Genomic DNA, 20,383 nt, shown 5'->3' on the forward strand with positions numbered 1-20,383 from the left:
GCACCTGTTCATCCGTCCAGGACGAGTGCCCATGGAAATCAGTGGGTGGCGTTGTGCATAACCTGTGGAGAACGCCTCACGCCTGTGGATAACTCCCGGGACCACCCCCGCTGGCGTGTGGCAACTCCCGAGACTCGTTGTGGACGACCTCGACTCGGAACCTTTTCCCCCGCCCAGGAGTGGGACAGGTGAGAAAGGGGGTGACGGTGTCCGACAGTGATGTGATCTCCGAGCTGTACGGCAGCTGCTTCCAACGCCTGGTGGTTCAGCTCTATGCGATGACCGGAGACCTGAACGAGGCCCAGGAGGCGGTTCAGGAGGCGTTCACCCGGGCTCTGGTGAAGCCCGGTCGGTTCACCCGCCTCGACAATCCGGAGGCGTGGCTGCGCCGGGTGGCGGTGAACGTCGCCCGCAGTCGCCACCGGCGACGGCGCGTGCTGGACGGGCTGCTGCGTCGGATCGGCCCTCCGCCGGCGGTCGCCGACCGTGCGCCGGAACATCTGGCGCTGCTGGCCGCACTGCGGGGTCTTCCGCAGGGGCAGCGGCACGCGTTGGCCCTGCACTACCTGGTCGACCTGCCGATCGATGAGGTGGCGGCGACCCTCGGCGTTTCGCCGGGCACTGTGAAGTCCCGGTTGTCCCGGGGCCGAAAGGCGCTGGCGGCGCTGCTCACGGACCCAGAGATCAGCGACAGCATGAACATCGGGAGGATCGATGTCCGAGCGTGAGTTCACCGGGTTCGACGTCGACACCGTCGCCGACGCGGTTCGCCAGCCACCCCTGGACGACCTGCGGGCGGCAGCGCGAGCCCGCCGTCACCGGCGTGCCAGTGGGATGGCGCTCGTTCTGGTTGTCGCTCTGGCCGGCGTGGCGGTGTCGCCACTGTTCGGCGACGCCGGCCGAGGTGGGTGGACCGGTCCGGACCAGCCGCCGGTCAAGCCGGACCGTGGCGGCGAGTTCTTCCTGACCGGGCCGGAGTCGGCCGTCGTCGCGGGAGTGTGGGACGCCGACGAGGGTTGCTTCACTGTGCGGTTCCGGCACACCGACGATGGCGGGCAGAGCTGGACCGATGACGAGACGACCCGTTATCGCACCACCAACCAGTGCGGATCGGATGACAGGGGAAATCCGCTGAGCAACCCGGAGTTCTCGGTGCTGAGTCAGCGTTCCTACCTGATCCGGGATGGTGACCAGCTCCGGCTCTCCACCGACTACGGCCGCACCTGGGCCGACGCCGAGCAGGCCATGGTGACGGTGCGGTCCTTCCCGGCGAGCGCGCAGCCGGTCTTCTGCCAGTGGGGTCGGGGCTGCGGGGCGCTCCGTGAACCGTTGGCGGTCTCGTCTGCGGGGACGGTGTACCGGCTGAAAGGCAAGCAGCCGTCGCCGTACCCGCCCGCCAGCATCTATCCGAGTGCGGACGGCACAATCTGGGTCACCTACTGGCCGGGTGACATCGGCGTCATGGTGGTCGCGCGGAGCGCGGACCGGGGAGCCACCTGGAACACCTGGCGGCCGCCCGTGGGAGCGAACGTGATCGCGGTGGCAGGGGTCAGCGCGCAGGAGGCGTACCTGTTGATCGCGCCGCCACCACCGCCCGGTGCCGGGCCGATGGAGGTCGAGGGCACGTCGCAGTTGCTGCGTACCACGGACGGTGGCCGAACCTGGGCGGACATGGGCACCGACCTGCCCAACTCGCTGGAGACCCGGTTCCTCGTCGTCGGCTCGGACGGGACCCTGCTGCTCGCCCAGGCGGGAAACATGGAGACCTCCGGCAACACGTCCACGGCCATGATCGGCCTGGATGCCGGTCGACACTTCAAGAAGATCCGTGAGTACGACCGACGCGACGGGGGCGTCGGTGCCGCGCCCGGGTACGCCTGGCTCTACGGCCGGGACGACATGACGACTGGCGGTGCGGACCACGTGCAGTTGACCGCCGACGGCACGTCCTGGACGCGCCTACCGCTCCCGGACTGAGCGCCGCCGGACGTTTGACGGGGCCGGTGAACTGCCACCGGCCCCGTCGACCGGGCACGGATCACGGTGGTCAGTTCAGGCCGATGCGCTCCGGTCGGGCCGAGGCGGAGCCGAGCCAGGTGTGCGGGTTGCCGTACCAGCACCAGCCGAGCTTGGGTGCGCCCTGGCTGATCCACAGCGCCGGCACCCGCTTGTCGCCGCAGCGGGAGCCGACCAGCGAGAAGCACCGGTTGCTCGCCAACGCGGTCGGGTGCAGCGTGATGAAGGCGAGCCCCTCGTCGATGCTGAGCGGCAGCCGGCCCTGAGCGGTGATCCCCTCCATGGCCGTGGCCGGGGCGAGATTGCCGAACTCCTCGCCCCGGTCGACGTCGAAGAGCAGGTACGCCGGGCCGGCCGGCACCTCCAACTCCTTGATCGGGTTGAAGCGGGGCAGATCGCCCTCGGCGTAGTTCCGGTCGATGACGCCGGGCTTGCGCTTGCCGGCCAGGGTGGTGAGCGCCACCCGTTCCGGCACACCGATCACGTCCCGGGTGATGACCAGGAGGAACGGCACCCGGGCGTCGGTGGGGGCGGGCAGCCCGGTGGTCCCCTCGACCGCCCTGGCCCGCAGTGGCGCGACCAGGTCGCGGAAGGCGCTCTCGGTCAGCCCGGCGAGGGCGGGGTAACCGAGGTGCACCAGTCGGTCGAGTTGGCTGTCGAACTCGGATGCGGCGTCGAACGGGGTCACGGTCACGGCGGCCTCCCGGAAGTCGTACGGACTAGCGTACAACGTACGGTAGGGCTGCTTCCATTCCCGGCTCAGCGACTCCAATCCTGCTTCGCGGCCCTGACCAGCTTGTCCTTCAGCTCCCGGGTGTGCCGCCGGCTCACCGGCAGCTCGGTCGAGTCGATCACCACCACGTAGCCGGAGTTCACCAACCGCAACTCCGCGATCAACTTCAACTGCACCAGGTACGACCGGTGCACCCGGACGAAGCCGGCATCGGCCCAGCGTTCCGCGAGCGTGGCCAGCGAGACCCGCACCAGGTGCGACCCCTCGGCGGTGTGCAACCGTGCGTAGTCCCCCTGCGCCTCCACCCAGCGCACCGCCGAGCGGGGCAGCATCCGGGTGGTGCCGGCCAGCTCGATGGGGATGGTCGGGTCCTCCTCCGCGCGGGCCAGCGCCGCCGGGTGCGACGGCACCACCCGCGAGCCGATCACCCGGCGCAGCGACTCGGCCAGCCGATCGGCGCGCACCGGTTTCCGCACGTAGTCGGTGGCGCCCAGATCGAAGGCGTCCACCGCGCCGTCGTCGTACGCGGTGACGAACACGATCGCCGGTGGCCGGGCGAAGCGGCGCAGCACCCGGGCCAGCTCCATGCCGTCCAGGCCGGGCATCCGGATGTCCAGGAAGACCACGTCCACGTCGCCGTCACGCAGCAACCGCAGCGCCTCGGTGGCGTCCCCGGCCGTGTGCAGGCGGGCCACCCGGGGGTCGGCCCGCAGGTGGTACGCCAGCTCGTCGAGCGCGGGCGGCTCGTCGTCCACCGCGAGGACGCGCAGGAAACCGGACGCGTTCACCGCGGCCGTCCCGGTCCGCTCGCTCACGACCCTGCCCGCACGCCGGGGTGGAACTTCGGCACCCGCATGCTCACCTTCGTGCCCGAGCCCAACCCGGTCTCCACGACCAGGCCGAACCGGTCCCCGAAGACCGAACGCAACCGCTCGTCGACGTTGGAGAGGCCGACGTGCTGGCCCGTGTCCTCACCGGGGTCGCCGGTGCCGTGGGCCAGCTCGGCGATGCCGGCGGTCAGCGTGGTCGGATCCATTCCCACTCCGTCGTCCTCCACCGTGATGTGGCATTCGGCGCCCGCGTCCCGGGCCTCGATGCTCACCATGCCCGTGCCCGGCTTGCGGGACAACCCGTGGCGAACCGCGTTCTCCACTAGCGGCTGGAGGCAGAGGAACGGCAGCGTCACCGGCAGCACCTCCGGGGCGATCTGCAACCGCACCTGCAACCGGTCACCGAACCGGGCCCGCTCGATGGTCAGGTAGCGGTCGATCGACCGCAGCTCCTCGGCCAGCGTGGTGAACTCCCCGTGCGCCCGGAACGAGTACCTGGTGAACTCCGCGAACTCCAGGATCAGCTCCCGGGCCCGCTCCGGGTCGGTGCGGACGAACGACCCGATGGCGGTCAGCGCGTTGTAGATGAAGTGCGGGCTGATCTGCGCCCGCAACGCCCGGATCTCGGCGCGGGCCAGCCGCTCCCGCGACGAGTCCAGCTCGGCCAGGGCCAACTGGTTACCGGCCCAGTGCGCCGTCTCCAGGGTGGCCTGCACCAACCCCGGGGGCGGCGGGCTGTCGGCGACCGCCACCAGCGCGCCCACCACCCGGCCGTCGGCCCCCAGCAACGGTGCGACCACGGCCCCGCGGACCGGGCAGTCGACCCGGTCGCAGTGCAGTTCCTGCTCACCCAGCACCGTCGAGCGGCCGCTGCCCACGGTCCGCTGGGCCGCCGCGAGCAGTTGCTCCCCGTGGTGTGTGCCGCGCCCGTCGAGGGCCAGCAGCCGGTCGGCGTCGGCGAGCGCCAGCCCGACCGCGCCCACCAGCGCCCGCAGATGCCGTACGGCCTTCGCCGCGCCCGCCTCGCTCAACCCCGCCCGCAGCGGCTCGGCGGCCAGGCCGGCGGTGTGCAGCACCTCGTAGGTGGCCCGCTGGGTGGCGGTGGCGATGCCACGGCGGGCCCGCAGTCGCAGCACCGCCAGCAGGGCCGCGGTCAGCGCGGTGACGAGTGAGACGACGCCGACCACGGCGGAGAGGTTGGCAGCCACGCAGCGATCCTCGCCCCTGCGAGCCTGCGCGCCAACCCTCTAGTACGCGCCCTTGCGGGCGAGCACCACCCCGACGGTGCGCCACAGGATGCTCAGGTCGTACGCGAGCGACCAGTTGTCGACGTAGTAGAGGTCCAGTCGGACCGACTCGTCCCAGGACAGGTCGGAGCGGCCGGAGACCTGCCACAGCCCGGTCATGCCGGGGCGGACCAGCAGGCGGCGCCGCACGTCACCCAGGAAGTCACCGTCGTCGGCCGGTAGCGGGCGGGGCCCGACCAGCGACATCTCGCCCCACAGCACGTTGATCAGCTGCGGCAGCTCGTCAAGCGAGGTGGCCCGCAGGAAACGACCGACCGGGAAGACCCGAGGGTCCTCCTTCATCTTGAAGAGCATGCCGTCGGTCTCGTTGCGGTCGACCAGGCTGGCCAGCCGGTCCTCGGCGTTGACGTACATGGTCCGGAACTTCCACACCCGGAACGTGCGCCCCTCGTGCCCCACCCGGGGCTGGCGGAAGAAGACCGGCCCGGGGTCGGAGATCCGGATCGCCACGGCGATGGCCAGGAAGAGCGGGATCAGCAGCAGCAGGCCGAGACCGGCGGCGACCCGGTCCATCAGGTTCTTGGCCAGCAGCGCCGGCCCGGAGAGGGTCGGCTCCTCGACGTGCAGCAGCGGCAGACCCTCGATCGGCCGGATGTGCACCCGAGGGCCGGCGATGTCGGTGAGCTGCGGGGCGACCACCAGGTCGACGCCGGAGCCCTCCAACTGCCAGGCCAGCCGGCGCAACTCGCCCGGCTCCGCGCTGGCCGACCCGCAGACGGCGATGGTGTCCCCACCGACCTCACGAACCAGGGCCAGGACGTCGCGTCCGGCGTACACCGGAACCGGGGTGGGCATGCCTCGGGCCGCCGCGTACCCGTCGGTGATGTGGATGGCGACGGGCATCAGCCCGGCGGCCGGGCTGCGGGTGACCGCCGCGTAGACCTCCAGGCATTCCGGCAGGGTGCCCACCAGCACCATCCGGTGCGCGGCCTGACCGGCCCGCCGCCGGATGTAGTGCAGCGCCCACCGGGCGACGAAACGCCCCCACAGGATCAACAGCGTCGCGCCGACCAGCGCCGTGCCCACGGTGAACCGGGAGAGCTGGGTGACGGTGGAGAAGGCGAGGAAGGAGACGCTCGCGGCCACCGTCACCGATGCCCGGATCACCCGCTTGAACTCGTCCGGGCCGAGCCCCAGGTAGCGCCGGTCGTAGGCCCGGTTGCTCCAGAGGATGACCACCCAGCCCAGCGGCAGCAGCAGGTAGGAGACGGTGTGGAACCAGGTCGGGTCCTGCTGGGTGCCGGAGAACCCGGAAGCGGCCTGGTCGAAGAGCTGGATCGCGATCCAGCTGGCGAACGCCGCCGCGCCGAAGTCGAGCAGCAGCAGGGTCGCGATGTAGGGGCGGTGCCAGCGGGAGACACGACGTCGCGCCCTCGTCCACGCCGACCGAGGGACGCCGTTGTGGGACGGCGGCGTCGGCGGCTGGATCTCGAAGCTGTCGACGTGCCGCACGAGTCTGCTCCGGCCTTCGTTGGTTACCGGGCGCTGGAGGCTTGCCGTCACCTCACCCATGTCCTCCCGCATGACACGGGCCGCTCACTCGGCGTGAAGGCCCGGGTCGCCCACCGTCCCAGTCTCCCACGCGGGCTCCGACCGGTCGTCGCCCCGAAAGAGATTGGCGACCGCCGGTGCTGGCGGGATCTGGCCGGCTCCGCACCATTTCAGAAGCCGGGGACCGGGCCACTATACCGATGGATGCGCGCGTGGCGAGAAGGGCGGACCGGAGCTTCCGCTCAACGAGGAAGATTCCACTCCGTAGTCCTGAAGTGCAATTACTCACCGTACGAGGCGAGACAACCGACGGTCAGCGAGCGGTTTGCCGCCGGTCTGGCAGGTGGGGCAGTACTGGAGGCTGGAGTCGGCGAACGACACCTCGCGCACGGTGTCCCCGCAGACCGGGCAGGGCAGACCGGTGCGGGCGTGCACCTTCAGCCCGGAACGCTTCTCGCCCTTGAGCTCGGCGGCCCGCTGACCGAGGGACCGCTCGACAGCGTCGCCGAGGACCTGCCGGGTGGCGGCGTGCAGGGTGGCGATCTGGGCGTCGGTGAGCCGATCGGTGATCGCGAACGGGGAGAGCTTCGCGGCGTGCAAAATCTCGTCGGAGTACGCGTTGCCCACGCCGGACAGCACCGACTGGTCGGTCAGCACCCCCTTGACCTGCCCCCGCCTGCTCCGCAGCCGCTCGGCGAAGAGCGGCAGATCCGCGGCGAGCGCGTCCGGGCCCAGCTTGGCCACCCCGGGGACCGTCGCGAGGTCGGTGACCAGGTAAGCGGCCAGCTTCTTCTGGGTGCCGGCCTCGGTGAGGTCGAAGCCGGAACCGTCATCCAGGCGTACCCGCACCGCGATCGGGCCCTTGCCCGGACGCAGCGGGGTGGTGGCGGGGAACGCCTCCCGGTAGTGCAGCCACCCCGCTCGCGCCAAATGCACCACCAGGTGCAGGTTGCCCTCGAAGAGGACGTCGAGGAACTTTCCGTGTCGACTGGCGTCGACCACCGCCCGGCCGGCGACCTCGGTCGGTGCCGGCTCGTACGTCTTCAGGGCGCTGATCGCGGCGATCTCCAACCGATCGACGCGCCGCCCCACCGCGCGCTGACGCAGGTAACCCGCGAGCGCCTCAACCTCCGGTAGTTCGGGCACGACACAACGGTAGCCTTCTTTCCCGTGAGAATCGTGGTGGCACACAACCGGTACCGGGAAGCCCAGCCCTCGGGTGAGAACACGATCGTCGACTCGGAGATCGCCCAGCTCACCGCCGCTGGCGTCGAGGTGCTGCCCTTCATTCGCAGTTCGGACGAGATCCCGTCGATGTCGAAGTCGGCGAAGGCCCTGCTGCCGATCTCGCCGATCTGGGCACCGCGCGCCCAACACGACCTGAGCCGCCTGCTCACCGAGCACCGACCGGACGTTCTGCACCTGCACAACCCGTACCCCCTGATCTCGCCCTGGGTGGTGCGGACCGCGCACCGGCACGGCGTGCCGGTGGTCCAGACGGTGCACAACTACCGGCAGGTCTGCTCGTCGGGGATCTACTTCCGCGATGGCGTGATCTGCCAGGACTGCAAGGGCCGGGCCCTGGGTGTGCCCGCGATCAAGCACCGCTGCTACCGCGACTCGGCCGTGCAGAGCGCGCTGATGGCGACCACCCTGGCCGTGCACCGGGGCACCTGGCGCTCGGTGGATCGGTACATCGCGCTCACCTCGGCCATCGCCGATCACCTCCGCGACTACGGCATTCCGGACGAACGCATCGTGGTGAAGCCGAACGCCATCCCCGACCCGGGTCGGCCTGCGCCGCTGGGCGACGGGTTCCTCTACATGGCCCGGCTCTCTCCGGAGAAGGGCGTCGACCTGCTGCTGGACGCCTGGCGTCGGCACCCGGTGGGTTCGCTGGGCACGCTCCGGGTGGCCGGTGACGGCGAGCTGCGCCCGCTGGTGGAGGCAGCCGCCGCCGAGCGACCCGACCTGGTCTACCTCGGTCAACTCGACCGGGGCGGTGTGCAGGCGGCGGTCGAGGCGAGCGCGGTGGTGATCGCCGCCGCGATGTGGCACGACGTGCTGCCCACCGTGATCATCGAGGCGTTGGCGAGCGGCCGACCCGTCCTCGGGACGGCGTTGGGCGGCATCCCGTACCTGGTCGGGGCAGACGCCCCGCACGAGCCCGCCGGCACCGGGCCCGCCGAGGTCGCCTCCGCCGTCGCCGGCCATGCCCCGCCACCGGCAGGTCCGCCGGCGGTGCCGGCCGGCCTGGTCACCGGCACCGCCGGCTGGGTGGTCCCGCCGGAAGCGGCCGCGTTGTCCGCCGCGCTCCCGCTCGCGCGGGCCGGTGCCGTCGCGCTCTCCGCGTCGGCCCGGCTGCGGTACGAGCAGACGTTCCACCCCGACGTGGTCATCAAGCGACACCTGGACATCTACGCGAGCCTGACCCGCCCTCACTGACCCCTGGTCGGGTCGGCCAGGGAGCGTTGTTGGCGGAGTTGTTCGAGGAGGGCGGTGTCGGCTTCGAGGTCGGGGTGCTCGACCTGCCGGTCGAGGTCGACGACGTGTTCGAGTTCCCGGATCGCCTGGTCCAGGTCACCGCCCGCTCGGTGGACCAGCGCGATGTTGTAGCGGATGACGGCTTCGACGGCCCGGTCGCCGACCTCGCGCGTCATGGGGAGGGCCTGGTGGTAGTGGTCGAGGGCCCGCTGTCGATCCCCCAACCTGTCGTACCCCTGGCCGATGTTGTTGAGGGTGGTGGCTTCGCCGGCCCGGTCGCCGACTTCTCGTCGGATGGACAGGGCCTGGTGGAAGTGGTCCAGCGCCTGCTGCTGATCTCCCAAACCGTTGTACACGCTGCCGATGTTGTTGAGGGTCGCGGCTTCGCTGGCCCGGTCGCCGACTTCCCGTTGAATGGGCAGGGCCTGGTGGAAGTGGTCTAGGGCCCGCTGCCAATCCCTCAACCCGTCGTACACGTTACCGATGTTGTTGAGGGTGACGGCTTCGCCGGCCCGGTCGCCGACTTCTCGTTGGATGGAGAGGGCTTGGTGGTAGTGATCGAGGGCCCGCTGGCGATCCCCTAAACCGGTGTGCACGTGGCCGATGTTGCTGAGGGTGACGGCTTCGCCGGCCCGGTCGCCGACCTCCCGCTCGATGGGCAGAGCCTGATGGAAGTGGTGGAGGGCCCGTTGCCGATCCCCCAACCTGTCGTACACGTGGCCGATGTTGTTCAGGGTGACGGCCTCGTTGCCCCGGTCGCCGGCCTGCTGGTACATGGTCAGGACCTGCTGAAAGTCTTCCAGTGCCGGCCAGGGCCGACCGGTCGCCGACCGCGCCCAGCCACGTTGGTAGAGGGCGCTGGCATCTGAGCCGAGGGTCAGCGTCGCGGTGGCCATCGCCTCGACCGCGGCGAACCGCGAGGTACGCAGCCACACCCGACACACCTGGGTACCGATGTTTCGGGCGATCAAGGGCTGCCGACCGGCGACGGCAAGCCGGTGCACCTCCACCCAGCGGGCGAGGCTCGGCGGGTCAGCGGCCATCGGAGCCGGCGGGGTCGAGGACCCAGAGTTGGTAGAGGGACTGGGCGGCGTCGGCGCATGCCTCGATGTACTCGTCGTCGGTGATCAGAGGGCGAACGAGGGGGTGCAGGACGTTGGAGACGTAGTAGCGGGGCTGGCGGGTTTCGGGGTCGATGCCCTCTTCGAGCAGGCCGAGTTGGACGGCCCGCTGGAGGTGCCGGTCGGCGTCGGCGTGTTGGTGCACTGCGTGGACGGTGGCGGCGGGTACGGGTAGTTCGACGACGTTGATCCTGGCGAGCATGCGGCGGAGTTCGAGGGGTTGGGAGTCGAGCAGGTTGTCGGCCAGCACCGTCTCACGGCGGAACCTGTCGGTCTCGTTCTCGATGGCGGTGAGCAGGCCATCAATGTCGAGGGCGGGATCGTTGACGATCCGGTTGAGCCAGTCGAGCAGGCGGGGATTGCCCGCTGCGGCCTCGATCGCCCGATCCCGGATGGCCGGGTCGATGGTGGATTCGGGGCGCAGGTTGGTCAGAATGGCGATCTTCTTGGTCTGCTCGACGGGGCTGAGGGTCTCCAGAGCCTCGACGGCGACGCTGGTGCCGGCCGGGGTGGGGAAGCGGTAGCGGCTGGTGATGATGACGCGGCTCGGGCTGCCGGTGTCGCGGATCGCGGTGAGCAGGGCGGGCAGGATCTCGGCCATCGCCGGGGCGAGCACCCGGCTGCCGTCGTCGCGGATGTCGAGGTTGCCGGTCTCGAAGTCGTCGAACACGAACAGGCAGGGTGTCCCACCAAGGAGCCCGTCGACGTCGAGCAGGTGCCGCAGCCGGGTCGGGAGCGGAACCTGCTCGTTGTCGAGAATCTTGCCGGCCTCTTCGGACTGCTCGACGCTGTCGAAGCGGATCTTGCTGGTCAGTTCGCGGAACTTGATGGCGTCGACCTGGCCGTACCAGACGACATGCTGGTGGATGGGCATGCGTTCCAGGAGCCGGGAGGCGAGGCTGCTCTTGCCGAGCCCGCCCATGCCGGCCAGCAGCAGGCCCTGCGCCGCGCCGGGGGTGTCGGCGGGTTGCCGGAGGGCACGCAGGCACCGTTGGATGAGTCGACGCCGGCCGACGAACTCGGCGCGGGACGCGACCCGGGACAGTTGGGTCTGCGGGTCCAGGAACTGCTGGTCGGCGGCGCGCACCTGCGACTGTCTGCGGCCCCGGGTGTGCAGCGGCGTGACCAGGGGCGTCAGCGGGGACTGGTCGGCATAGACCCGGAGCAGATGCCAGCAGTTGCTCTTCCTGTCGTGGAAGAGGTGACGGCGAGCCTCGATGACGGCCTGGTCCAACGACCCGCCGTCGGCCAGCGCCTGGTAGAGAGCTGCGGCGAAATCGGTGGCGGAGACGTCTCCCACCGGTAGCGCCCAGCCCAGCACCGCAGGGGCGCCGGCGTCGACCAGGCTCTCGCTCATCGAGGGGACAACCCCACCACCGGGGGCGTCAGCGGTCAGGCAGCCGGAAACGAACACCAGTCGCGGCCAGTGTCCCTGCATCGCCTGGGCGATCTGGTCGGCCGTCGCCGTGGCACGCCCGCCGAACTCGCCCTCCACCACGAAGACCGGCTCCCCTCCGTCGGTGGTGGCGTGCCCGCTCAGATGCAGCACATCGAAGTGGTCGGGCCCATAGGCGCGGCTCAGGAACCGGAGCCCTTCCAGGGTGCCGCTCTCCTCGACCACCAGGTCGGTGCCGGTCCGTCGGGTCGCGGCGAGGATCGCCGCCTCCTCGGCCTCGAAGTTGAGCACCGGCTCGACGCCTTCGGGCGAGGCTGCCATGAACAACACCCGCAACGGCCGGTTGTTCGGCGTGACCGGGCTGGTCAGTGCCGCGTGGGTGCCAACCGCACGAACCGGCAACAGCGGTGCCCGTCCTGCCACGGTCAGGAACGTGCCCTCCCGGGCGAGTAGTTCCCACGGCAGGTGCCGCAACCGCTCCTCGGCGGCGATCCGCAGCACCGCCCCGGCAGGATGGGCCAGGATCGGGGTCAGCCACCGCTGGTCGCCGTCGAGGAAATCCGCCAGCCTCGCCCCCAGCTCAGCCAGCCGGACCGCGCCGTACACCTTCTGTGCGTTGGCGTCACTGCTGTAGTCACGCTGTACCAGCGTGATCAGCTCATCGACCGCCGCCCGGTCCAGGTTGCGGCTCTGGGGTGCCGCGCCGTCGGCGGACAGCCGCAGCTCGTAGTAGTTCGAGGTCTGCGCGAAGACCTCCAGTTCGAAGGTGCCCATCTGCCCATCCCGTCGTGGCGGTCAGTTCAGTGCGGCCCGGTGCCTTCCTGCCGCATGGCGATCTCCAGCCGAGCCTGGCTGCCCTCGGCCAGCTCGATCCGGGTGCCGTCCGGCAGCAGCACGGTCACCGCAGCGCCTTCCCGGCGGCGGGCGCTCCACCACTCGGTGATCGTCTTGGCCACCTCGACCCCGGAGAACACCAGCCCGATGACCGCGATCACCATTTCGGCCGACCGCTGCACCTGCACTGGCGACACGCTGTCGTCCGGCCCCATCGCCCCGATCAGCGCGGACCGCAGCTCCGCCGCCCAGCGCGCGGCCTGCGCCCCGGACACCTCCACTGTGGCGTTTCCCATCGCCCGCACCCTCCCCTGATGCGCCTGGTCAAGCCCGCCCGGGACCGCGGATCCCCGAGCGGGGCCGGGCGATCAACGGGTGGACTGTGGCGGCCACTGTACGTTTATTCGCGTCCCGGGACCGCTCGGTGAACCCGACTGACGGGTTTCCGACTCGCTGACCAAGCCCCGGCCATCGTGGGAAGAACAATGACGACCCGTGCCACCGCGGTACACCGCTGGTGTGCCACGGTCCGACCCCTGGACACGCCGGACAGGCAACCGGGAGCAGCGGGAAAAGCGAGGGGGATTCGGCATGGAGGATCGAGAACCATCACCATTACGCCCCGTCCCGCACGCTGCGGCGACCCCCGTCGCCCGACTTGTGGAGGTGCATCGGCTTGCTGTCGCCGGTCGGCAGCCGGTGATCGCCCGCGATGTCGGTAACAGGGTGTGTTGGGTGTGGCTGCGTACCTCGCGGTTCGCGGCGGTCGAGGTCATGGCCACCGCGACGCTGAGCCTCGGCCCGGATGCCAGCGCCCTCTACAAGCGTGGCTGGGCGCGGTCGTCGACCGGTCGGCCCCGGCCGGCGCTGGAGGACTATCAGCAGGCCCTGACGTTGTACCAACAGGCCGGCGACCGGGGCAACGAAGCCGCCACCCTGAACAACATCGGCCACGTGTACGCCGACTTGGGGGATCGGCAGCGGGCCCTCGACCACTTCCACCAGGCCCTGCCCATCCTGCGGGAGGTCGGTGGCCGGGCCGGCGAAGCCGCCACCCTGAACAACATCGGCCTTGTGTACAACCGGTCGGGGGATCGGCAGCGGGCCCTCGACCACTACCATCGCGCCTTACACATTCAGCGGGAGGTCGGTGGCCGAGCCGGCGAAGCCACCACCCTGACCAACATCGGCACCGTGTACGCCGACTTGGGGGATGGGCAGCGGGCCCTCGACCATTTCCACCAGGCCCTGCCCATCCTGCGGAAAGTCGGCGATCGAGCCGGCGAAGCCACCACCCTGACCAACATCGGCAGCGTGCACAACGACCGGGGGGATCAGCGGCGGGCCCTCGACCACTTCCACCAGGCCCTACCCATCCGGCGGGAGGTCGGTGACCGGGCCGGCGAAGCCGCCACCCTGACCAATATCGGCCACGCCTATCACGGGTTGGGGGATCAGCAGCGGGCCCTCGACCACTTCCACCAGTCCCTGCCCATCCATCGGGAGGTCGGCGATCGGGCCGGCGAAGCCACCACCCTGAACAACATCGGCGGTGTCTACAACCGGTCGGGGGATCGGCAGCGGGCCCTCGACCACTTCCACCAGGCCCTGCCCATCCGGCAGGAGGTCGGCGACCGAGCCGGCGAAGCCGTCACCCGCTACAACATCGCGATGGTCCACCAGGCGGATGGTGACCTGGACCAGGCGATCCGGGAACTCGAACACGTCGTCGACCTCGATCGGCAGGTCGACCATCCCGACCTCGAAGCCGACAACGCCCTCCTCGAACAACTCCGCCGACAACGCGCGGAAGACCGCGGTTCTGAACCGCCTGCGGGACCGTGAGTTCAGCGTTGCCGACGGCGAAGGTGAAATATCCTGATGTCAACGGGTGGCGTTCCGTCGACGCGCCGCAAGGCCCTCACAGCGAGGCTCGGGCGGAGAAGGCGATGCTGGCCAGCAGGAAGCCGCCGTTGACGATGGTGAAGGCGACCATCACCCAGAGGACCAGCGCGGGGGCCACGGCCAGCACCACCGCGGCCACGAAGATCACCGCGCCGTAGTCGCGGACCAGCTTCACCAGGCGCACCGGCAGCGAGGTCGAGGTGACCATGCTGGCCGCGTTCGGGCCGGCCTGCATCACGGACGTCACCAGGTTGACCATCCAGGTGCCCGCGAAGGTCGCCACCAGCCAGGTCGGCGTGGCCGGCTCCTGCGCCACGGCGGTGGCGGCCAGCGCTGCCACCAGGGCGATCTGCGCGGCCACGTCGCAGAGCACGTCGACACGGGCGCCGGCCGCGCTGCCCTGGCCGGTCACCCGGGCCAGCTGCCCGTCGGCGCAATCCAGGGAGTACGCCACCTGCCAGCCGACGAGGGCGAGCAGGCCGACCACCCAGGCCGGTACGTCCCCGGCGGCGACCGGGCCGGCGAGCGCCACCACGGTGACCGAGGTGGCCAGACCGAGCACCAGGTTGGTGATCGTCAACGCGGTGGGTCGCAGCCCGAGCCGCTGGGCGACGAGCGCGAAGACGGCCCCCAGCCACTGGCTGATCGACTCGCTGAACAGGCCGCCGCCCCGGTTCACCCGGTGGAAGTCGGCGACGGTGGGACGGGGGTCAGCCAAGCTGGTCGCGGATTGCACCGGCGTAGTCTGCCAGCCGCTCCCGGGTCTCGGTAGGCGACAGTGCCAGGTGTTCGAGGATGGTGTACCGGTCCGGCCGGGTACGCGGCGCGAACTGCACCGCCTCGATGAACTGGTCGTCGGTGAGCGCCACCTCGGCGGGGAGCCGGGGCAGGCCGTGCCGGGCGAGGCAGGCCGACATCTCCCCGAAGCGGCGGAGATCTCCCCGCAGCCAGGTGCAGAACAGCGCTCCGAGCCCGGCCAGCTCGCCGTGCGAGGCGGTGCCCGGAAAGAGCGAGTCGACCGCGTGCATGATCTCGTGGCAGCCGCCGCTGCACGGGCGGCTGGTGCCGTCGACGGCCATCGCCAGACCGCTGGAGATCAACGCCTCGGCGAGGACGATCACGAAGGCGTCGTCGCTCATGTCGCCGGGGTGGTTGAGCACCGCCTCGGCGCCCGCCCGCGAGAGCGACGCGGCCAGCCCGTCGACCGGCTCACCGCGTACCTGCCGGGACAGCTCCCAGTCGGCCAAGGCGCTGATGTTGCTGATCACGTCGCCGATGCCGGCCCGGTTGTGCCGGTCCGGGCCGCTCTCCACGAAGTCCAGGTCGACGATCACCCCGATCGGGATGTGTACGCCGTAGGAGCCCTTGATCCCGTCGGTGATCAGGCTGGCCACCGGGGAGGCGATCCCGTCGTTGGCGAGGCTGGTCGCCACCGACACCATCGGCAGCCCTCGGCGGGTCGCCGCGTACTTGGCCACGTCGATGGTCTTGCCGCCACCGATGCCGACCACCGCGTCGTAGGACCGGGCGCGGAGTTTGCCACCCAGGTCGTCGGCGGCGTCCAGCGTCCCGCCGGAGACGGTGAACACGTCCGCCGAGCGCAGTGACGGTCGGATCAGCTCCGCGATCTGGGCACCCTGACCCGGGCCGACCACCACCGCGACGTCGCCCCCGGAGGAGATCCGCCCGTCGGCCAGGATCGCGCCCAGGTCGGCGACCGCCCCGCGTCGCACGTCGATGTGGAGCGGGGTGAGGACGCTCCGAGCTAGTAGCGGCACGCGATCTCCCGCGCGCGGGCCAGGTCGGCGTGGTTGTCGACCTCGACCCACGGGACGTCACCGATCGGCGCCGCCCGCACCTCCCCGCCCCGGTCGGAGAACTCCTGGTAGCCGTCCTCGTAGTAGAGGTTCGGGTCCCGTCGCCAGGTCGCCTCCAGCGCGTCGGCGAGGGCGTCGGCGACCTGCGGTTCGATCAGCGTCGCGCCGATGTACTCCCCGTACGCCTCGCCCGGGTCCATGATCTTGGTGATCCGGGTGAGCTGGCCGGCGGCGTCGAAGGTGGTCTTCATCTCCTCCTCGGCCAGCGGCTTGAGGGTGTCCACGGCCAGCAGGATGCCCGGGCCACGCTCGGCCAGCAGGGTCTTCTCCACGCTCACCGGGTGCACGGTGTCCCCGTTGACCAGCAGCACGCCGCGGGCGAAGTGCTCGCGGGCCAGCCAGAGCGAGTACGCGTTGTTCCACTCCTCGGCCTTGTCGTTGTGCACCAGGGTGAGCGTGACCCCGTACTTCTTCTCCAGCTCCGCCTGGCGGGAGACGACCGCGTCCGCCGCGTAGCCGACGACGATCACGATGTCGGTGAGCCCGACCTCGGCGAGGTTGCCCAGCGCGATGTCCAGGATCGTCGTCTCGCCGTCCACCGGCACCAACGCCTTGGGCAGGGTGTCGGTGTACGGGCGCAGCCGTCGTCCCGCTCCGGCCGCGAGCACCATTCCGATCATCGCGACATCCTCCCTAGTCCTGCTCCGGTCACCGCTGGAGGATAGCGCCGGCCGGGTGCGCGGCTCCGGCCAACCGGGTCAGCCGGGCAAGGCCGCCAGGTCGGCGAGCATGGTCAGGCGCTCCTCCGCGCTGAGCGCGGCGTACGGGGCGGCGGCCCGCCGGTCGGTCTCCAGTTCGATGGCGAGCCGCTCGGGACCGGCCGGCAGGGCGGCGATGCTCGACGCGGTGTGCCCGGCGGCGGTCCAGGCGGCAGCGTGCGCGTCGGCCCGGTGGTGTCGCAGCGTGCTGAGCCGGTTGAGCAGCAGCACGCCCGACGGGGTGCCGTCCGGCTCGTACGGGGGCGCCAGCGCGGCGAAGGCCGAGGCGACCGGATTCGCCTCCTCGTCGGCCAGCACGAGGGCGTACGACAGCAGTCGGCCGAGCAGGGACACCAGCCGGGCCACCCGATCGTCGTGGCCGGCCCACAACTCCTCGGTGACCTCGGCGTGCACCTGGTACAGCTCGGCGAGGAACGCCGCGCCCCGCTCCGTGGCGGACAGGGCCCCGTCCGGGCTGCGGTAGATCATCCCGTGGGCCACCTGCTTGTCCACCGTTCGCCGGCAGGCGACCGGGTCCTGGTAGCGGGTGATCGCCGCTAACCCGGGCCCGTCGACGGTGCCACCGGGTGCGGCCAGCCGGGTGCGCAGGTCGACCAGGAAACCGGTGGCGGTGATTCCGCCGTAGCGCTGGGACAACTCGGCGCCACCCCCGTCCCGGCCGGCCAGGATGCCGGCGCGGAAGGTCCGGTCCATGGCCGGTGCGAGCAGCCCGGCGATCCGGTGGGGCGCCAGGTCGACGGCGTTCACAGACCGATCGACCGGAGGACGGCGAAGCCCTCCTCAGCGATCCGCCGGATCAGCCCGTCGTTGACGTCGCGGTGCTCGTCGAGCACCGTCACCTCGTGCTCGGCCAGCCAGCGGTACTCGGTGTGCTTGCCGGCCTCCAGCCTCGGGCGGTCGAGGTCACCGTCGACGCGGACCAGGAAGTCGTACTCGGTCCGGGCCAGGCCGTCGTCACCGACGTAGCTGTACTCGCCCACCTGGCCCAGGACGTGGGAGAGGACCCAACCGGTCTCCTCGGTGATCTCCCGGCGCAGTGCCTCGTCGATGTCCTCGCCCGGCTCCACGTGGCCGCCGACGATGTCCCAGCAGTCGGGAAACAGGCGTCGGTGTGGTGAGCGGCGCTGGAAGAAGATGCGGCCGTCATGGTCGACGATCAGCGCGCCGGCGCAGCGCAGGGGCTCGGTGGACACCATCCGACAGTAGCCAGCGTCCGCAGCTTGTGCGATGCCGCTCTTGTCCCGGAAACATCCACCGACCACCATGTCCGTACCGAATGCCCACCGTCCCGAAGGGGTGATGTGTGATGCAGGTACGGGATGCGATGTCCAGCCAGGTCCTCGTCGTCGGTCCGGAGCACACGCTCCGCCAGGCGGCCCGGATGATGTCGGCCCGCGGTGTCGGGTCGGCGGTCGTGATCGACCCGGATTCCGAGGGCGTGGGGATCATGACCGAACGTGACGTGTTGAAGGCCATCGGCGCCGGTCTGGACTGCGACGTGGAACGCACCGGCGCCCACCTGACCTGGGACGTGGTCTACGCGGGGCCGGAGTGGACGGTGGCCGAGGCCGCTGCCGCGATGGCCCGGGGCGGATTCCGGCACCTGGTGGTGCTGGACGGCCGGGAGGTGGCCGGCGTGATCTCCGTGCGGGACATCATGCGGGTCTGGTCGGAGAGCCAGGCGGTCGCCGCCACCTGACCGGGGGTGGTGTGCGGGGCCGGATCGATGGGTAGACATCCCTTGCGGGCGCGGAGATGCCGTGGCCCGCGGGGGAGGTCCCGATGCGCGACGCGGAGCGGCTGGTCGAGCAGCAGTACGCGATGCTCCTGCGTCGGGACGTGGCCCGGCTGCCGGATCTCTACGCCCCGGAGGCGTTCTACGCCATGCCGGGCGTGACGGTCCGTCCGATCGAGCTGCCCGCCCTGCTGCGCACCTGGACCGGCGCCTTCCCGGATCTACGGGTCGACCCGATGGGCGCGGTCCGCACCGGCGGTGGCGCCGCGGTCGAGCTGCGGCTGACCGGCACCCACACCGGCACCCTGCATTCGCCGTACGGCACCGTCGCGCCCACCGGCCGGCTGGTGAGCTGGGAGGTGGCCGACGTGGTCCGGGCCCGCAAGGGGCGGATCACGGCCTGGCGTTCCTACTTCGACTGGAGTCAGCTCCTCGACGCGCTCGGCGTGCAGCTGGAGGGACTTTCCCGGGGCGCGCAGCACGACGCGCTCGCCCTTCCGGTCTGATCTGCCGCCGACCGGTGGAGTGCCGTCACCCGACCCGGTGGCTCAGGATGCGGACATCGCCGTGCCGACCGCGCGTCCCCCGCCGCCGCCCGTACGCTCAATATCCATGACCGCCGAGCAGTTGATCTCCTTTGCCCGTGGGGCTCCCTCCCTGGACATCGTCGATGTCGAGGGGCTCAAGGCCGCCGCTGTCCGCGCCTTCGACGCCGACCCCGCGGGGGTGACGGCGTACGGCACCTCCGTCGGGTACCTCCCGCTGCGTAAGTGGATCGCCGAGAAGCACGGGGTCGAGGCCGACCAGGTGCTGGTCACCAACGGCTCGCTCCAGGCCGACGCGTTCCTCTTCGACCACCTGGTCCGCCCCGGCGACGCGGTGGTGGTGGAGCGCCCGACGTACGACCGGACGCTGCTCAACCTCAAGCGGATGGGCAGTGAGCTGCACAGCGTCGCCGTCCAACCGGACGGCCTGGACACTGCCGAGCTGCGCAAGCTGCTGGAGTCCGGGGTCCGCCCCCGGCTCGCGCACGTCATCCCGAACTACCAGAACCCGGCCGGCATGACGCTGTCGGAGGAGAAGCGCCGGGAGCTGCTCGACCTGGCCGCCGAGTACGAGTTCACGATCTTCGAGGACGACCCGTACGCGGACATCCGCTTCCGTGGCGAGGCGCTGCCGTCGATGCTCTCGCTGGACACCCGCAACGTGGTGGTGCACGCGTCGAGCTTCACCAAGACGGTCTGCCCGGGTGTGCGGGTCGGTTACCTGGTCGGCCCGGCCGACCTGATCGCCTCCATCGCGAAGAACGCGACGAGCCTCTACATCTCCCCCGGGATGGTGTCCCAGGCGATCGTGCACGAGTTCTGCGTCTCCGGTGACATCGACCGCTCGATCGAGACGGTTCGGGCGGCGCTCGGCGAGCGGGCCCAGGTGCTCGCCGAATCGTTGCGCCGGCACCTGCCGCAGGCGCGGTTCGTGGAGCCCGACGGCGGCTACTTCCTCTGGGTGGAGTTCCCGGAGGACGTGCTGGTCGACCGACTCGCCCCGGCGGCGGCCGAGCGCGGGGTCGCCGTGGTCAAGGGCAGTGACTTCGTGCTGGACGGCGGGCGACACGCTCTCCGACTGGCCTTCTCGGCGGTGACCGCCGACCGGATCGACGAGGGCGTCCGGCGGCTCGCCTCGGCCGTCGAGGCCGTCCGTAGCTGAGCCAACTGTCGGGTTCCTGACAGAACGACGATGCCGGCCGTCCCGGGGCTCCCCTCCGGGCGGCCGGCTGGCCCACAATGCTGCGAGCGTCACCCCGCGAGCTGCGCAGTTCCACCGCCCGGCCTCCGGGCCGGTCCCGCCGGGGTCGACGCGGCAGCACAACCTCCCGCCCCCACAGGTGCCGGGTGGGCCGTGTCGTCCCCCGCACACCCCCCGATGCGGCCCGGC

Annotated in this window: 20 protein-coding genes; 7 read left to right on the forward strand and 13 right to left on the reverse strand. The window is 70.9% G+C overall.

Annotated elements, in window-relative coordinates; translation table 11 throughout:
• Positions 1-206: 206 nt before the first annotated feature.
• On the forward strand, positions 207-728 hold the full coding sequence (locus ACZ6NZ_RS04950; RefSeq protein ID WP_465855763.1) for an RNA polymerase sigma factor: 522 nt from the start codon (positions 207-209) through the stop codon (positions 726-728).
• The gene (locus ACZ6NZ_RS04955) at positions 715-1,977 is read left to right on the forward strand and encodes a WD40/YVTN/BNR-like repeat-containing protein (protein WP_465855765.1); all 1,263 of its coding nucleotides are present in this window, start codon (positions 715-717) and stop codon (positions 1,975-1,977) included. The genes ACZ6NZ_RS04950 and ACZ6NZ_RS04955 overlap by 14 nt, the downstream gene beginning before the upstream one ends.
• Positions 1,978-2,047: 70 nt before the next feature.
• On the opposite strand, the gene ACZ6NZ_RS04960 is transcribed toward ACZ6NZ_RS04955, so the two are convergent.
• The 5 genes from ACZ6NZ_RS04960 to ACZ6NZ_RS04980 form a co-directional block, all read right to left on the reverse strand.
• On the reverse strand, positions 2,048-2,710 hold the full coding sequence (locus ACZ6NZ_RS04960; protein WP_465855767.1) for a DUF5701 family protein: 663 nt from the start codon (positions 2,708-2,710) through the stop codon (positions 2,048-2,050).
• Positions 2,711-2,775: 65 nt separating this feature from the next.
• Positions 2,776-3,537 carry a LytR/AlgR family response regulator transcription factor gene (locus ACZ6NZ_RS04965; RefSeq protein WP_088950711.1) on the reverse strand — a complete coding sequence of 254 codons (762 nt, stop codon included), beginning with the start codon at positions 3,535-3,537 and terminating at the stop codon, positions 2,776-2,778.
• Positions 3,538-3,560: 23 nt separating this feature from the next.
• On the reverse strand, positions 3,561-4,787 hold the full coding sequence (locus tag ACZ6NZ_RS04970; RefSeq protein WP_355004462.1) for a sensor histidine kinase: 1,227 nt from the start codon (positions 4,785-4,787) through the stop codon (positions 3,561-3,563).
• Between the two features lie 39 nt (positions 4,788-4,826).
• Positions 4,827-6,398, reverse strand: coding sequence for a sugar transferase (locus tag ACZ6NZ_RS04975; RefSeq protein WP_366610286.1), 1,572 nt, complete (start codon positions 6,396-6,398; stop codon positions 4,827-4,829).
• Between the two features lie 264 nt (positions 6,399-6,662).
• Positions 6,663-7,523, reverse strand: a complete 861-nt coding sequence (locus ACZ6NZ_RS04980) for an Fpg/Nei family DNA glycosylase (protein WP_366610164.1) — start codon at positions 7,521-7,523, stop codon at positions 6,663-6,665.
• A 24-nt stretch (positions 7,524-7,547) separates the two neighbouring features.
• On the opposite strand from ACZ6NZ_RS04980, the gene ACZ6NZ_RS04985 reads away from it, so the two are divergent.
• On the forward strand, positions 7,548-8,822 hold the full coding sequence (locus ACZ6NZ_RS04985; protein ID WP_465855770.1) for a glycosyltransferase: 1,275 nt from the start codon (positions 7,548-7,550) through the stop codon (positions 8,820-8,822).
• Here ACZ6NZ_RS04985 and ACZ6NZ_RS04990 read toward each other — a convergent pair.
• From ACZ6NZ_RS04990 to ACZ6NZ_RS05000, 3 genes are read right to left on the reverse strand one after another with little or no spacing between them, the layout of a single operon-like run.
• The gene (locus tag ACZ6NZ_RS04990) at positions 8,816-9,904 is read right to left on the reverse strand and encodes a tetratricopeptide repeat protein (RefSeq protein ID WP_465855772.1); all 1,089 of its coding nucleotides are present in this window, start codon (positions 9,902-9,904) and stop codon (positions 8,816-8,818) included. The two genes, ACZ6NZ_RS04985 and ACZ6NZ_RS04990, sit on opposite strands and share 7 nt — an antisense overlap.
• Positions 9,894-12,152 (reverse strand): CHAT domain-containing protein, encoded by a 2,259-nt coding sequence (locus tag ACZ6NZ_RS04995; RefSeq protein ID WP_465855774.1) that lies wholly within the window; start codon positions 12,150-12,152, stop codon positions 9,894-9,896. The genes ACZ6NZ_RS04990 and ACZ6NZ_RS04995 overlap by 11 nt, the downstream gene beginning before the upstream one ends.
• A gap of 26 nt (positions 12,153-12,178) precedes the next feature.
• The gene (locus ACZ6NZ_RS05000) at positions 12,179-12,508 is read right to left on the reverse strand and encodes an effector-associated constant component EACC1 (RefSeq protein WP_465855776.1); all 330 of its coding nucleotides are present in this window, start codon (positions 12,506-12,508) and stop codon (positions 12,179-12,181) included.
• A 439-nt stretch (positions 12,509-12,947) separates the two neighbouring features.
• On the opposite strand from ACZ6NZ_RS05000, the gene ACZ6NZ_RS05005 reads away from it, so the two are divergent.
• Positions 12,948-14,057, forward strand: a complete 1,110-nt coding sequence (locus tag ACZ6NZ_RS05005) for a tetratricopeptide repeat protein (protein WP_465855778.1) — start codon at positions 12,948-12,950, stop codon at positions 14,055-14,057.
• Between the two features lie 76 nt (positions 14,058-14,133).
• On the opposite strand, the gene ACZ6NZ_RS05010 is transcribed toward ACZ6NZ_RS05005, so the two are convergent.
• The 5 genes from ACZ6NZ_RS05010 to ACZ6NZ_RS05030 all read right to left on the reverse strand — a co-directional run bounded on the left by ACZ6NZ_RS05010 (position 14,134) and on the right by ACZ6NZ_RS05030 (position 17,909).
• Entirely contained in the window at positions 14,134-14,853 is a 720-nt protein-coding gene (locus tag ACZ6NZ_RS05010; protein WP_465855779.1) for a CDP-alcohol phosphatidyltransferase family protein, read from the reverse strand.
• Positions 14,828-15,895 (reverse strand): iron-containing alcohol dehydrogenase family protein, encoded by a 1,068-nt coding sequence (locus ACZ6NZ_RS05015; RefSeq protein ID WP_179781433.1) that lies wholly within the window; start codon positions 15,893-15,895, stop codon positions 14,828-14,830. The genes ACZ6NZ_RS05010 and ACZ6NZ_RS05015 overlap by 26 nt, the downstream gene beginning before the upstream one ends.
• Positions 15,883-16,614 carry a phosphocholine cytidylyltransferase family protein gene (locus ACZ6NZ_RS05020; protein ID WP_366610176.1) on the reverse strand — a complete coding sequence of 244 codons (732 nt, stop codon included), beginning with the start codon at positions 16,612-16,614 and terminating at the stop codon, positions 15,883-15,885. Before ACZ6NZ_RS05020 ends, ACZ6NZ_RS05015 begins: the two co-directional genes overlap by 13 nt.
• Before the next feature lie 78 nt (positions 16,615-16,692).
• Positions 16,693-17,460: a hypothetical protein gene (locus ACZ6NZ_RS05025; RefSeq protein ID WP_465855781.1), complete on the reverse strand. Its 768-nt coding sequence runs from the start codon at positions 17,458-17,460 to the stop codon at positions 16,693-16,695.
• Positions 17,457-17,909 carry an NUDIX hydrolase gene (locus ACZ6NZ_RS05030; protein ID WP_366610179.1) on the reverse strand — a complete coding sequence of 151 codons (453 nt, stop codon included), beginning with the start codon at positions 17,907-17,909 and terminating at the stop codon, positions 17,457-17,459. Before ACZ6NZ_RS05030 ends, ACZ6NZ_RS05025 begins: the two co-directional genes overlap by 4 nt.
• Positions 17,910-18,019: 110 nt before the next feature.
• Here ACZ6NZ_RS05030 and ACZ6NZ_RS05035 point away from each other — a divergent pair, with 110 nt between their 5' ends.
• From ACZ6NZ_RS05035 to ACZ6NZ_RS05045, 3 genes are all read left to right on the forward strand, one after another.
• The gene (locus ACZ6NZ_RS05035) at positions 18,020-18,412 is read left to right on the forward strand and encodes a CBS domain-containing protein (protein WP_366610181.1); all 393 of its coding nucleotides are present in this window, start codon (positions 18,020-18,022) and stop codon (positions 18,410-18,412) included.
• A gap of 83 nt (positions 18,413-18,495) precedes the next feature.
• Positions 18,496-18,954 (forward strand): ester cyclase, encoded by a 459-nt coding sequence (locus ACZ6NZ_RS05040; RefSeq protein ID WP_357223364.1) that lies wholly within the window; start codon positions 18,496-18,498, stop codon positions 18,952-18,954.
• 106 nt (positions 18,955-19,060) lie between these two features.
• Positions 19,061-20,155 (forward strand): aminotransferase-like domain-containing protein, encoded by a 1,095-nt coding sequence (locus ACZ6NZ_RS05045; RefSeq protein ID WP_366610182.1) that lies wholly within the window; start codon positions 19,061-19,063, stop codon positions 20,153-20,155.
• Positions 20,156-20,383: the final 228 nt, after the last annotated feature.

Source organism: Micromonospora sp. NPDC047756 (assembly GCF_055587245.1).

What these genes read in the sequence shown, in the direction of transcription:
- ACZ6NZ_RS04955 (WP_465855765.1), top strand. Translation starts at nt 715, where the DNA reads ATGTCCGAGCGTGAGTTCACCGGGTTCGACGTCGACACCGTCGCCGAC.
- ACZ6NZ_RS05035 (WP_366610181.1), top strand. Translation starts at nt 18,020, where the DNA reads ATGCAGGTACGGGATGCGATGTCCAGCCAGGTCCTCGTCGTCGGTCCG.
- ACZ6NZ_RS04990 (WP_465855772.1), bottom strand. Translation starts at nt 9,904, where the DNA reads ATGGCCGCTGACCCGCCGAGCCTCGCCCGCTGGGTGGAGGTGCACCGG.
- ACZ6NZ_RS05020 (WP_366610176.1), bottom strand. Translation starts at nt 16,614, where the DNA reads ATGATCGGAATGGTGCTCGCGGCCGGAGCGGGACGACGGCTGCGCCCG.
- ACZ6NZ_RS05045 (WP_366610182.1), top strand. Translation starts at nt 19,061, where the DNA reads ATGACCGCCGAGCAGTTGATCTCCTTTGCCCGTGGGGCTCCCTCCCTG.
- ACZ6NZ_RS04995 (WP_465855774.1), bottom strand. Translation starts at nt 12,152, where the DNA reads ATGGGCACCTTCGAACTGGAGGTCTTCGCGCAGACCTCGAACTACTAC.
- ACZ6NZ_RS04975 (WP_366610286.1), bottom strand. Translation starts at nt 6,398, where the DNA reads ATGGGTGAGGTGACGGCAAGCCTCCAGCGCCCGGTAACCAACGAAGGC.
- ACZ6NZ_RS05040 (WP_357223364.1), top strand. Translation starts at nt 18,496, where the DNA reads ATGCGCGACGCGGAGCGGCTGGTCGAGCAGCAGTACGCGATGCTCCTG.
- ACZ6NZ_RS05000 (WP_465855776.1), bottom strand. Translation starts at nt 12,508, where the DNA reads ATGGGAAACGCCACAGTGGAGGTGTCCGGGGCGCAGGCCGCGCGCTGG.
- ACZ6NZ_RS05030 (WP_366610179.1), bottom strand. Translation starts at nt 17,909, where the DNA reads ATGGTGTCCACCGAGCCCCTGCGCTGCGCCGGCGCGCTGATCGTCGAC.